This window comes from Nocardia amamiensis NBRC 102102 (assembly GCF_001612745.1).
GTDB lineage: Bacteria > Actinomycetota > Actinomycetes > Mycobacteriales > Mycobacteriaceae > Nocardia > Nocardia amamiensis.
In genome coordinates this window covers 22,149-33,757 of record NZ_BDBA01000112.1, presented here as the reverse complement: position 1 = coordinate 33,757, position 11,609 = coordinate 22,149, and the positions used below count along the sequence as shown (strand labels likewise).

12 protein-coding genes are annotated in these 11,609 nt (G+C 67.0%); 6 read left to right on the top strand and 6 right to left on the bottom strand.

Annotated elements, in window-relative coordinates; all coding sequences use genetic code 11:
* A partial coding sequence (locus NA4_RS43695) for a hypothetical protein (RefSeq protein WP_169811081.1) occupies nt 1-165 on the top strand: 165 nt, incomplete at its 5' end.
* A 111-nt stretch (nt 166-276) separates the two neighbouring features.
* Here NA4_RS43695 and cysC read toward each other — a convergent pair.
* From cysC to NA4_RS20875, 3 genes are read right to left on the bottom strand one after another with little or no spacing between them, the layout of a single operon-like run.
* Nucleotides 277-2,115, bottom strand: a complete 1,839-nt coding sequence (gene cysC / locus NA4_RS20885; RefSeq protein WP_067472388.1) for an adenylyl-sulfate kinase — start codon at nt 2,113-2,115, stop codon at nt 277-279.
* Nucleotides 2,115-3,047, bottom strand: coding sequence for a sulfate adenylyltransferase subunit CysD (gene cysD / locus NA4_RS20880; RefSeq protein ID WP_067472385.1), 933 nt, complete (start codon nt 3,045-3,047; stop codon nt 2,115-2,117). The genes cysC and cysD overlap by 1 nt, the downstream gene beginning before the upstream one ends.
* 9 nt (nt 3,048-3,056) lie before the next feature.
* Nucleotides 3,057-3,956 carry a helix-turn-helix domain-containing protein gene (locus NA4_RS20875; protein WP_067472382.1) on the bottom strand — a complete coding sequence of 300 codons (900 nt, stop codon included), beginning with the start codon at nt 3,954-3,956 and terminating at the stop codon, nt 3,057-3,059.
* 84 nt (nt 3,957-4,040) lie between these two features.
* Here NA4_RS20875 and NA4_RS20870 point away from each other — a divergent pair, with 84 nt between their 5' ends.
* Genes NA4_RS20870 through NA4_RS20860 form a run of 3 tightly spaced genes read left to right on the top strand, consistent with a single transcriptional unit; the run spans nt 4,041 to nt 7,153 of the window.
* Nucleotides 4,041-5,204, top strand: a complete 1,164-nt coding sequence (locus NA4_RS20870) for a hypothetical protein (protein WP_067472379.1) — start codon at nt 4,041-4,043, stop codon at nt 5,202-5,204.
* Nucleotides 5,204-5,980: an SDR family oxidoreductase gene (locus tag NA4_RS20865; RefSeq protein ID WP_067472377.1), complete on the top strand. Its 777-nt coding sequence runs from the start codon at nt 5,204-5,206 to the stop codon at nt 5,978-5,980. The genes NA4_RS20870 and NA4_RS20865 overlap by 1 nt, the downstream gene beginning before the upstream one ends.
* A gap of 9 nt (nt 5,981-5,989) precedes the next feature.
* A complete protein-coding gene (locus NA4_RS20860) occupies nt 5,990-7,153 on the top strand; it encodes a sulfotransferase family protein (RefSeq protein ID WP_245671514.1) in 1,164 nt (387 codons plus the stop codon).
* A 303-nt stretch (nt 7,154-7,456) separates the two neighbouring features.
* On the opposite strand, the gene NA4_RS20855 is transcribed toward NA4_RS20860, so the two are convergent.
* Nucleotides 7,457-8,215 (bottom strand): DUF899 domain-containing protein, encoded by a 759-nt coding sequence (locus NA4_RS20855; protein ID WP_067472371.1) that lies wholly within the window; start codon nt 8,213-8,215, stop codon nt 7,457-7,459.
* A 29-nt stretch (nt 8,216-8,244) separates the two neighbouring features.
* On the bottom strand, nt 8,245-9,009 hold the full coding sequence (locus NA4_RS20850) for an SDR family oxidoreductase (RefSeq protein WP_067472368.1): 765 nt from the start codon (nt 9,007-9,009) through the stop codon (nt 8,245-8,247).
* A gap of 191 nt (nt 9,010-9,200) precedes the next feature.
* On the opposite strand from NA4_RS20850, the gene NA4_RS20845 reads away from it, so the two are divergent.
* Entirely contained in the window at nt 9,201-10,160 is a 960-nt protein-coding gene (locus tag NA4_RS20845; RefSeq protein ID WP_067472365.1) for a sigma-70 family RNA polymerase sigma factor, read from the top strand.
* A 39-nt stretch (nt 10,161-10,199) separates the two neighbouring features.
* On the opposite strand, the gene NA4_RS20840 is transcribed toward NA4_RS20845, so the two are convergent.
* On the bottom strand, nt 10,200-10,607 hold the full coding sequence (locus tag NA4_RS20840; RefSeq protein ID WP_067472362.1) for a RidA family protein: 408 nt from the start codon (nt 10,605-10,607) through the stop codon (nt 10,200-10,202).
* 115 nt (nt 10,608-10,722) lie between these two features.
* Here NA4_RS20840 and NA4_RS20835 point away from each other — a divergent pair, with 115 nt between their 5' ends.
* Nucleotides 10,723-11,103: a winged helix-turn-helix transcriptional regulator gene (locus tag NA4_RS20835; RefSeq protein WP_067472359.1), complete on the top strand. Its 381-nt coding sequence runs from the start codon at nt 10,723-10,725 to the stop codon at nt 11,101-11,103.
* Nucleotides 11,104-11,609 lie beyond the last annotated feature (506 nt).

The following is an 11,609-nucleotide window of genomic DNA, read 5'->3' as shown; positions in this document are numbered from 1 at the left end:
AAGGAACTTCAGTCGCTGTGCCTCAACGTCGAGGTGCTGTCCTCCGACGGCGCCACCATCGAATTGCAGCAGGGCGATGAGGACGAGCTCGATCGCACCGCCGCCAATCTCGGAATCACGCTGTCCCGCAACGAATCCGCATCGATCGACGACCTCCCGAGCTGATCCGGGGGTGAAAGCTGCCGCGCACCGGATCATGCGGTGCGCGGCAGCTGCGAGACGACCGCGGGTGCAGCTGACCGGGTGCGTCCATCGTCGGCCTGGCCAGGCCGAGGTTCAGTCCATCCGAGTCAGTCGCGCGATGATGGTCGCGGCCATCGAGGCGGGGTCGCCGTGGTCCGGCCGCAGGACGATGTCCGCGTTCACTGGTACCTCGTAGGGATCATCGATGCCGGTGAAGCCGCGGATTTCGCCCGCTCGTGCCTTGGCGTACATACCCTTGGGATCGCGCGCTTCGCAGACCGCGAGCGGCGTGTCGACGAACACCTCGAGGAACGGAATGCCCGCCTCCTCGTGCATGGCCCGGACCCGGTCGCGGTCGGCGCGGTACGGGCTGATCAGCGAAACAACCGCTACCACTCCGGCTTCGGCGAACAGTCTGGCGACCTCGCCGACCCGGCGGACGTTCTCCACGCGGTCGGCCGCGCTGAATCCGAGGTCGGAGTTGAGTCCGTGGCGCAGGTTGTCGCCGTCGAGGAGGAACGCCGGGCGGCCCGCGGCCACCAACCTGCGTTCCAGTTCCACCGCGACGGTGGATTTTCCGGAGCCGGACAGGCCGGTCAGCCAGACAGTGAGGCCGCGGGTGGCGCGCTCGTCGCGCCCGACCGCGGTGGAATGCCAGACCACCCGGGCCGACGGCAGGGTCGGGCCGGTGATCATGCCCGCGGCGACGGTGTTGTTGGTGGTTTCGTCGACCAGGATGAAACTGCCGGTGGCACGGTTTCGCCGGTAGGGATCGAACAGCAGAGGATGGCGGGCGCGCAGCTGGACGCGTCCGATCTCGTTGAGCGACAACGACTCCGCGTCCTCGTCCCGATGCAGCGTGTTGACGTCCAGCCGGTAGTCCAGGGAGCGGACCTCGGCGGTGGCGGCGCGGGTGGTGTGCCGGATCGTATAGGTGGCGCCGGGGGTGAGCTGGGCGTCCTCGGCGAACCAGCACACCATCGCGTCCAGGTCGCGCCCCGCGTGCGGGCGGTTGTTGGGGCGGCAGATCAGGTCGCCGCGGGAGATGTCCAGCTCGTCGGCGAGCTGGATCGTGACCGCTTGCGGCGGAAAGGCTTCCGCGACCGGCGTGCCGCCAGGGCCCCAGATCGCCGTGAGCGTGGTGGTGAATCCGGAAGGCAGCACCGCGACTTCGTCGCCCGGCTTGAACACCCCGCCTGCCACGGTGCCCGCATAGCCGCGGAAATCCTCGGCGTGCCTGCGCGTGACGTACTGCACGGGAAACCGCGCGTCGATCAGGTTGCGATCCGAGGCGATGTGCACCTCTTCGAGGTGGTGCAGCAGGGGAGTGCCCTCGTACCACGGCATGCTGGCGCCGCGGTGCACGATATTGTCGCCGTGCAGCGCCGACACCGGCACGAACGCGAGGTCGGAGACGTCGAGCTTGGAGGCGAATCGCGCGAACTCCGCGCGGATCTCCTCGAACCGATCCTGCGACCAGCCGACCAGATCCATCTTGTTCACGCAGAGCACCAGGTGCGGGATGCCCAGCAGGCCGGCGAGGAAAGCGTGGCGGCGGGTCTGCTCCACCACGCCTTTCCTGGCGTCCACCAGGATCAGCGCCAAATCGGCGGTGGAGGCGCCGGTCACCATATTGCGGGTGTACTGCACGTGCCCGGGGGTGTCGGCGATGATGAATTTCCTTCTGGGCGTGGCGAAATACCGGTGCGCCACGTCGATGGTGATGCCCTGTTCGCGTTCGGCGCGCAGGCCGTCGGTGAGCAGGGCCAGGTTCGGGTAGTCGTCGCCGCGGTCGCGGCTGGTGCGCTCCACCGCGGCGAGCTGGTCGGTGAAGAGGGTCTTGGAATCGAACAGCAGGCGTCCGATCAGGGTCGACTTGCCGTCGTCGACGCTGCCCGCGGTCGCGAGGCGCAACAAGGTGGTGGTCGTCATCAGAAGTAGCCTTCGCGTTTGCGGTCTTCCATGCCTGCCTCGGAGATGCGGTCGTCGGCGCGGGTGGCGCCGCGCTCGGTGACCCGCGCGGCGGCGACCTCGGCCACCACGTGCGCCGGGGTGGTCGCGGTCGATTCGACGCAGCCGGTGCAGGTGGCGTCGCCGACGGTGCGGAATCGCACGGTGGCCTCGTATGGCCGCTCGCCGTCGAGGAGTTCGAGAAATCTTGTGTGCGCCAATAACATTCCGTCGCGCTGTACCACCAGCCTGCGGTGCGCGTAGTACAGCGCGGGCAGCTCGATGCCCTCGGCGGCGATGTAGTTCCAGATGTCCAGTTCGGTCCAGTTCGACAGTGGAAACACCCGGATGTGCTCGCCCGGCCGGTGCCTGCCGTTGTAGAGATTCCACAGCTCCGGGCGCTGCCTGCGCGGATCCCACTGGCCGTACTCGTCGCGGAAACTGAACACCCGCTCCTTGGCGCGAGCCTTCTCCTCGTCGCGGCGCGCGCCGCCGAAGACGGCGTCGAACGATCCCTCCTGGATCGCGCGCAGCAACGTGGTGGTCTGCAACCGGTTGCGCGAGGCACGCGGACCGGTCTCCTCGACCACGCGCCCCGCATCGATGTCGTCCTGCACCCGCCCGACCACCAGGCGCAGCCCCAAGCGCGCCACCGTGGCGTCGCGGTAGGCGATCACCTCGTCGAAGTTGTGCCCGGTGTCGATATGCAGCACCGGGAACGGCAGCGGCGCGGGCCAGAAGGCCTTGGCCGCAAGGTGCAGCATCACCACCGAGTCCTTGCCGCCGGAGAACAGCAACACCGGGCGTTCGAATGTCGCTGCCACTTCACGGAATATGTGCGCCGACTCGGCCTCGAGCGTGTCCAGATGGGGCAGCTCGTAGGTGCTCGCCGTCGACTTCGCGTACTGGCTCACACCGCAAAATTAGGACACGTTTCGGTTATCGGTCAATGGTTTGCGACCGCCCGAGCTCGCGGTCACCGCGTCGGCGGCGGCGATCAGCGCCACGCCGCGCCGGGCGATCTCGGCACCGGTGATCGAGGTGCCGACGTACATCGTGAGCACCATGTTCTGCCTGGCGTCGCCGTCGTAGGTGGGTGCGGCGAGCAGGCTCACCGCATGCTCCTTGCGTGGCCGCAGATCCGACCCCAGATAGACCCGCTCGCCGAGACTGGTCACCAGCTCGGCGACCAGTTCACGCAGTTCAGGGGGTAGATCACGATCGGCGACCCCGGCCAGGAGCGAGTACAGTCGCCGACCCGCTGCGGTCATGCTCTCCACCAGGAACCCGCGCTCGCGGCACTCGGCGACCACCTGGCGCAGGCGCGCCTCGTCCTGCCGCAGCGGCACCGCAGGCGGCTTGGCGAGCCAGGCGTCGAAGGCGGCGTCGGTGTCCCACAGCACGTACATCAGGCCGACCGGTGGCGCGAAATGGTAGGCCGCGCCCACCTTGACCAGGCCGGGACCGGTGCTTTCCAGCACCATGATTTGCTCGCCGACCACGGCCGACGCGGTGCAGGTCGTGCGATAGCGCGCGGTGAGTTTCTCCAGCTCGACACGGGCCAGCGCGGAGATCGCGAAACTGTCCTGCGCCACCCGGCCTGCGGCGATCAGCGCTGGTCCGAGTCCGTACGTGCGGGTCTCCGCGTCGCGGATCAGGTAGCCGCCCGCGGTCAGCTCGGTGAGGATGCCCAGGCAGGTCGGCTTGGCCAGGTCCAGCTCGCGGGCGAGTTCGGAGAGCCCGAAGCGTTTGCCGCGCTGCTCGACGAAGAAATCCAGCACCTGAACCACCCGCGCGGTTGGCGCGGACCGACGGCCGACCATTGACCACTCCTAGAACACGTTCTAATCTTTCTCCTATCGAAATGTACCAGAGTGGTACATATTTGGAACACTGGAGAGAGCCTCTTGCTGACCCAGCCGTTCGCGGACGCCATCGCCGCCGCCGAGCAGATCATCACCGGAGCCGCGCACATCCGCACCGAACAAGACCTCGTCGAGGGCTACGACTATCTGGCGGGCAGCATCCGCGCGTCGCTGCAGATGGCGTGGGCCTACGAGCGGGACTTCCCGTTCTTCGTGCAGTCCACCGGCCCGTACACCAAGATGGGCTTGGACAACCCGGACACCCTGTACTTCCACTCCTACCTGCGGCCGGACGCGGAATACGTGGTGACCGGCACCCGCGGCACCACCCGCGACCTGAGCTTCCAGGTCCTCAACGGCGACTATTCGCCCGTGGACGTGCCCGACAGCCTCACCGCATTCGATGATCGCGAACTCGAGATCGGCGCGGACGGCTCCTACGAGATCCGGTTCGGTCCGGGCGCGGCACGCCCCGGCTACGTGCACCTGAGCCCCGACGCGGCGATGCTCGTGGTGCGCGAGGTCTACAGCGATTGGTCGACCGAGACGGCGGGCACGATCCGCATCCAGCGGGTGGACCGGATCGGCGACGCCCCGCCGCCGCTGACGAAGGACGTGCTGACCAAGCGGTACGGCGTGGCGGGGAAGATGCTGGTGTCGCGGCTGAAGACGTTCCTGGCCTTCCCGGAGTGGTTCTATCTGAACCTGCCGGTGAACACCCTGACCGAACCGCGCTCGACGCCGGGCGGGCTCACCACGCAGTTCTCCTCGGTCGGCCACTACGACCTGGACGACGACCAGGCCATGATCATCACGGTGCCGAAATCCGACGCGCCGTATCAGGGGTTCCAGCTCGGCAGCATGTGGTACCTGTCGCTGGACTACATCAACCACCAGACCAGCCTCACCGCCGATCAGGCGCGCGTGGACCCGGACGGGATGATCCGGCTGGTGGTCAGCGAGCGCGATCCCGGCCTGGCCAACTGGATCGAACGCACCGGACACAACCGGGGATATCTGCAGTTCCGCTGGCAGCGGCTGTCCAGGGACATGAAACCCGACGACGGGCCGACCGTGGAGGTCGTGCCGGTCGCCGACCTGCCCGAGCGGCTGCCGTTCTACGACCAGGCGCGCGTCACGCCGCAGCAGTGGCGCGAGCGGATCGCGGCGCGGCAGGTGGCCGTCGCGGAGAGGATGCTCGGCTGATGTTGTTGCAAGACAAGGTTGTTGTGGTGTCGGGTGTCGGGCCGGGGCTGGGCCGTGCCATCGCCGTGCAGAGCGCCAAGGCGGGTGCGGACGTGGTGCTCGCCTCGCGGACGGAGTCGCGCCTGACCGAGGTGGCCAAGGAGATCACCGAACTCGGCAGGCGCGCCGTGGTCGTGCCGACCGACATCAACGACGAGGCCGCCGCAGTGCATCTGGTCGAGACCACGCTCAGCGCGTTCGGCAAGGTCGACACGCTGGTCAACAATGCCTTCGCCATCCCGCCCATCGTCGATCTCCTCGACGTCGACCTGGACCAGGTACGGGCGGGCTTCGAGACCAACGTGCTGGCCGCCCTGCGGCTGACCAGGCTCTTCGTGCCCGCGCTCACCGAGACCAAGGGTTCGGTTGTGATGATCAACTCGGCGGTGCTGCGCCATTCGCGGCGGACCTTCGGACCGTACAAGATGGCCAAGTCCAGCCTGCTCGCGCTCGCGCAGAGCTTGGCCACCGAAGTCGGCCCGAAGGGCATCCGGGTGAATTCCGTTGCGCCGGGCTATATCTGGGCCGACAACCTGAAGTGGTACTTCAACTACCTGGCGCAGCAGCGGGGGATCACCGCCGAGGAGGTCTACGCCGAGACCGCGCAGACCATCGACCTGCGCAAACTGCCCGAACCCGACGAGATCGCCGACGCGGTCGTGTTCTTCGCGTCCGCCCTGTCGCGCGCGATCACCGGCGCGTGCCTGGACGTCAACGGCGGCGAATACCACCACTAGGAGATGACCGTGATCGGTAGGGACGACGTCGGGACCATCGACGATCTGCACGCCTCGGCCACCAAAGTGGTCGGGCTGGATGATTTCGGTACCGACGATTATCGCGAAGGGCTCGAGGTGCTGCTCGAGTCCTACGTCAAAGACGCCGAGCTCACGCCGTTCGGCAACAAGGTCAATCGCGCTTTCCTGCGCGGCGCGCTGATCGCCCGCCTGCTCAGCGAGGCGGCCTGGCAACGTTTTCCGGAACACGCGGAAGTGGCGATCGAGCGGCCGATCTTCGTCACCGGGCTGCCGCGCTCTGGTACGACGGCCGTGCACCGCTTGCTCAACGCCGACCCGGCGCACCAGGGACTGGAGATGTGGCTGACCGAGATGCCGCAGCCGCGCCCGCCGCGGGAGACGTGGGCGAGCAACCCGGTGTACCAGCGCCTCGCGGCGGCCTACGAGAAGCACCACGTGGAGCACCCGGAATTCATGGGCGTGCACCATATTTCCGCCGACCAGGTCGAGGAGTGCTGGCAGCTGCTGCGGCAATCGGCCATGTCGGTGTCCTACGAGTGCCTGGCCTACCTGCCCCGCTACTCCGAATGGCTGCGGGACCGGGATTGGACTCCCGCCTACCGCAGGCACCGGCGCAACCTCCAGCTGATCGGGCTGCCGGACGCCGACAAGCGCTGGGTGCTGAAGAATCCCAGCCATCTGTTCGCCCTGGACGCCATTTTCGAGGTCTATCCGGATGCGCTCATCATCCAGATGCACCGTGACCCGCGCACGATCATCGCGTCGGTGTGCAGCCTCAACGAACAAGCGTCCGCGGGCTGGTCGGACAAATTCCGCGGACCGGTGGTCGGCGCGGCGCAACTGGATCTCTGGGCGCGGGGCGCGGAACGTTTCCTGACCGACCGCAAGCGGCACGACGCGGCACAGTTCTGCGATGTCGACTACGGCGAGTTCGTCGCCGACCCGATCGGCACGGTCCAGTCGATCTATCGTCATTTCGACCTGCCGCTGACGGAGGAAGCGACCGCCGCGATGATCGCGCTGCACGCCGAAGGCACCTCGGGCGCCGCACGTCCGGCCCACCGCTACACCCTCGACGACTTCGGCCTGACCGCCGAGCAAGTGGATGCCCGATTCGGGGCGTATCGCGAGGCGCACTTCCCTGGTCGCTGAGCGTCTTCGGTACCGCAACGGCACCTGTCGGCAGGACCGCGGCTCGCCACGGTCTCCTAGCCGAGCAGCATGTGCTCCTTGGTCAGGAAGTACGAGGACCGTGGTAGGTCGATGAAGTTCTTCTCGTCCTCGGCGAGCCGTTGGTCGGCCGGTATCCCAGTTGGCCGGCGCGTGCCGGTCAGTGCGTGCCATCCGCCGCTGACTCGCTCGGCCGCCGGTGTGCTGTCACGACCGGCACCAGGTAGTACTCGGTCGTGACAGCGAAGACTTTCGGAATGCGCCGAACGAAGCGCGAATTGTCGATCAGGTGGCGGCGCGACCCTTCGAGTCGGCTCGCGGCGGCCGTTGGTCATCGGGGTTGTCCGGGTCGGGGTCGCCGAACCACCGCGACGGCTCATGCTGGCCGTATGCATCGTGCCAGTCCCACCATTCGTAAGGCGGGGTCTGCGGGTAGCCCTCCGGGGAGTCCTCCCACCGTTCCTGACGTCCTAGCGCCGTCATGTCGAGGTAGCTCCACGTGGTGCCGAGTGCTTCGTCGCCGCGGTTGTTGATGAAGTAGGTGCGGAACACGCGGTCGCCGTCGCGGATGAACGCGTTCGTGCCGTGCCATTCGTCCACGCCGAAATCGGCGTCGAAGTCGTCGGTGATGGTGTACCAGGGCATCTCCCAGCCCATCCGAGCCTTCAGGCGCTGGATGTCCGCCTGCGGTGCGCGGGAGGCGTACACGAGTCTGGTGTCGCGGGCGTTGAGGTGGGCGAGGTTGGGGACATGATCGGCCATCATCGAGCAGCCGCGGCAGGCATGGTCGGGCCAGCCGTCCACGCCGGGTTCGAAGAAGGCGCGGTAGACGATCAGCTGACGGCGACCTTGGAACAGGTCGAGCAGGCTCGCCTTGCCCTCCGGTCCCTCGAACACGTACTGCTTGTCCACGGTCTGCCACGGCATCCGCCGTCGCAGGGCGGCCAGCGCGTCACGTGCACGGGTGAACTCTTTCTCTTTCACGAGCAGTTCCTGCCACGCTGCCTGCCACTCCTGTGGCGGGACGATCGGCGGTGTTTTCATTGCGATGCCTTCCTTTCGGTTTCGGTCGTTCAGGCCAGCGGTGATATGCCCGCGGAGGTAAGCGTGTTCGCGTGGTGGACCGGGTGTTCGGCGGTCGCGATTTCCAGAACCGATTTACCCACCTGCTCCGGGGTAAGCGCAGGTCCCAAGGACCGCACGAACGTGTCGACATCGACACCTTGCCGCTGCGCGTAGGCCGCCACCGCCGCGGCCCCGAGGTCGGTGGCCGGCGTCAACTGGGGGAGGACGGACACGAACCTGATCCCCAGCCCGGCCCGCTCCGACTCGACGGCGGCATAGCTCGTGATGAGCCTGACGGTGGCCTTCGCCCCCGCGTAGCCTCCGCTCAGCGGCGATCCGTTGATCGCGGCGCCGCTGGAGATCGCGATCACCGAGCTACCCGGTGCCAGCGGGCGCCGCAGCGCTTCGCGAATCCAGTGGAACGCCTGGGCTACGTCGACATTCCAGTTCTGGCTGAAGGTCTCCCACGTCTGATCCTGCAACGGGCTCATCCGCGGAGCGGCTCCCGCGCACAAGACCACCGTGCGCGGTCGATGCTCGTCGAGGAGTCGCGCGGCAGTCGCGGGATCGGCGGCGTCGGCGGCCGCCGCGGTGAAGGTAGCGCCGAGTTCGTCGCGCACGGCGTCGAGCTGGGCGCTGGTCCGGGCGACGCCGACGACATGTGCGCCGGCAGCGGACAGCGCCCTCGCGATGCCTCGGCCGAATCCACGGCTGGCTCCTGTGACGATCGAGGTCGTGCCTTCGAGGCCGTCCGGCTCGAGTAGTTCGTTCACGGTCGTATTCGCTTTCGTTGGTGATGTGCTCGAGGCCCCACCAATTCAGATACGTCGCACTGCCGCGATTCATCGGTGGGTGCCAACCGATCGCTTTCCTTTACGAACCGACCGATGAATTTCGGCCGCCGGACGTATCTGTACTGGTAGGGGTGCCCATCCCTGCCACGTCGAGACCTAGGAGTACGACCGTGCCGGTCCAGGAGGACTTCATCGAGCAGGCGGCGCCGTTCCGTGCCGAACTGATCGCGCACTGTTATCGCATGCTCGGTTCGGTGCATGACGCCGAGGATCTCGTCCAGGAGACGTACCTGCGTGGTTGGCGCGGCTATCCGGCGTTCGAGGAACGCGCTGCGCTGCGCACCTGGTTGTATCGCATCGCGACGACCGCGTGCCTGCGCGCACTGGAGAACCGCGGTCGCCGGGTGCTGCCGACTGGACTCGGCGCAGGCTCGGTCGACCCCGATGCGGCTCTCGACGGCGACGCCGGTGGATACCAATGGATGCAGCCGCTGCCCGACGCCTTGACACCGGAAACGGCACTTGTCACCAGGGAAAGTGTCCGACTGGCGGTGGTGACGGCCATGCAGGAACTGCCCGCGCGTCAGCGGGCTGTGTTGATTCTGCGCGACGTCGCACAGTTCAGCGCCGCCGAAGTGGCGGAATTGCTCGAGACCACCCCCTCCGCGGTCAACAGCGCTCTGCAGCGGGCCCGTGCCCATCTCGCCGAGGTCGCCCCCACCGACGAAAACGTGACCGAACCGGAAGACGCCGAACGCCGCGAACTGCTCGACCGCTACTGCGCGGCATTCGAGAACGCCGACCTCGCAGCCCTCACCGAGCTACTGGCGGCCGACATCAGGCTCGAGATGCCGCCGATGCCACTGTGGTTCACCGGACGCGACGCTGTGACCCGGTTCCTTGCCAAGTGTGCCTTCGCCGAGCCCGGCGACCTCATGCTGATCCCCACGGCTGCCAACGGCCAACCCGCTGTCGCCGAATACCGCCGGGGCGTGGACGGCATCCTGGAAGCCCATTCGATACACGTCATCACCACTAGCGCGGACGGGATCGCCGCCATTACCGCCTTTCTCGAACCGACGCTATTCGCCGCTTTCGGCATGCCACTGACCCGCCCGAAAGACAGTTGACAGGGCAGCCGAGCGCAGGCTCGAGGCGAAAGACATTGCTCAGTCGATGATCGCGGTGGCTTCGATCTCGACCAGATGTTCGGGAATGTCCAGGGCCGCAACGCCCAGCAGCGTGCCCGGCGGCACCGGGGTGACCCCGAGCTTCGCGGCCGCCCGAGTGATTCCCTCCAGGAGAAGGGGCATTTTGTCGGGATTCCAGTCGACGACGTAGACGGTCAGCTTGGCCACGTCATCGAATGAACCACCGACCTCGGTCAGGGCCGTGGCGATGTTGAGGTAGCACTGCTCGACCTGAGCGGCGAGGTCACCTACGCCGACCGTGACACCATCGGCATCCCAGGCGACCTGCCCGGCGACGAAGATCAGCTTCGACCCGGTCGCGATCGACACCTGCCGGTAGGCATCGATCTGCGGCAATCCGCGCGGGTTCACCAGGGTGATGGCCATTACCTGCCTCCATTTGCCATGAGAGCTCGCTGATGCTCTCTTGTGGTTACTTGGGAACCGTAGGAGAGTATTCGATGACATGGAAGAACGCACTTTTCAGTGACTGGGGAACCACATGGTGACCAAGCAGTTCAGCGGCTTGCCCAACGAAGCGGACCTGAGGCGCGCCGACTCGTTGGCACGAGAGATCTTCTCGGACGTCGCCAACAAGTGGGCGCTCCTGATCATCGAGGCACTGGGCGCACGCACCCTGCGCTTCGGCGAATTGCGGAATGAAGTGGAGGGCATCAGCCACAAGATGCTCACCCAGAACCTGCGCATGCTCGAGCGCAACGGCCTGGTCGAGCGAACCGTGCATCCCACCGTTCCGCCGCGAGTCGACTACACCCTCACCGAACCCGGCCAAGCCCTACGCGAGACGGTTCACCGCATGTGCGACTGGACCCATGAACACCTGGGCCACATCGAAGCCTCCCGTCGCCGCTTCGACGCCTGACGGGTGTAGCGCTCGCGGGCGAAGTCAGCGGCCAGGCCGCACACAGCGGCCGGGCTTCTCGGCGCGGACCTCATCCCGGCTACCTCATTCGCCGAACGAGCGGCTTTACCTCGAGCCTTGAACTCGAAAGGCCGCGCCCCAGCCGCGTTTCCGAGGCCAGGACCATGAATCTGCGATCCGCGGCATGAGCGGGTGATCAACTGCTGCGGACGAGGGCTGCTCGGCACCGGCTGTCGGGCAAGTCGACAGACAGCCGGAGCCGCGAAGCCACCGCCGACCTCGGCGGCTGGTCAGGCGGCGGCTCTCCGGCGGACGGTGCGCTCGAGGATCCCGAGTGTCGCCTTGAGGGCGGACGCGGGAACCACCGGGAAGGTGAGGCGCTTCTTCCAGTCCTCATCGATCTCCGACCAGTCGTAATACGAGGTGACGAGGGTGCCGTTTTCGGTGGGTTCCAGCCGGTAGCCGTAGATGTGGCGGACATGAGGCCGGGTCCGTCCTTCGACGGT

Coding starts and splice junctions, on each gene's coding strand:
- NA4_RS20865 (WP_067472377.1), top strand. CDS start 5,204: ATGTTGTTGCAAGACAAGGTTGTTGTGGTGTCGGGTGTCGGGCCGGGG.
- NA4_RS20835 (WP_067472359.1), top strand. CDS start 10,723: ATGGTGACCAAGCAGTTCAGCGGCTTGCCCAACGAAGCGGACCTGAGG.
- NA4_RS20875 (WP_067472382.1), bottom strand. CDS start 3,956: ATGGTCGGCCGTCGGTCCGCGCCAACCGCGCGGGTGGTTCAGGTGCTG.
- NA4_RS20855 (WP_067472371.1), bottom strand. CDS start 8,215: ATGAAAACACCGCCGATCGTCCCGCCACAGGAGTGGCAGGCAGCGTGG.
- cysC (WP_067472388.1), bottom strand. CDS start 2,115: ATGACGACCACCACCTTGTTGCGCCTCGCGACCGCGGGCAGCGTCGAC.
- NA4_RS20840 (WP_067472362.1), bottom strand. CDS start 10,607: ATGGCCATCACCCTGGTGAACCCGCGCGGATTGCCGCAGATCGATGCC.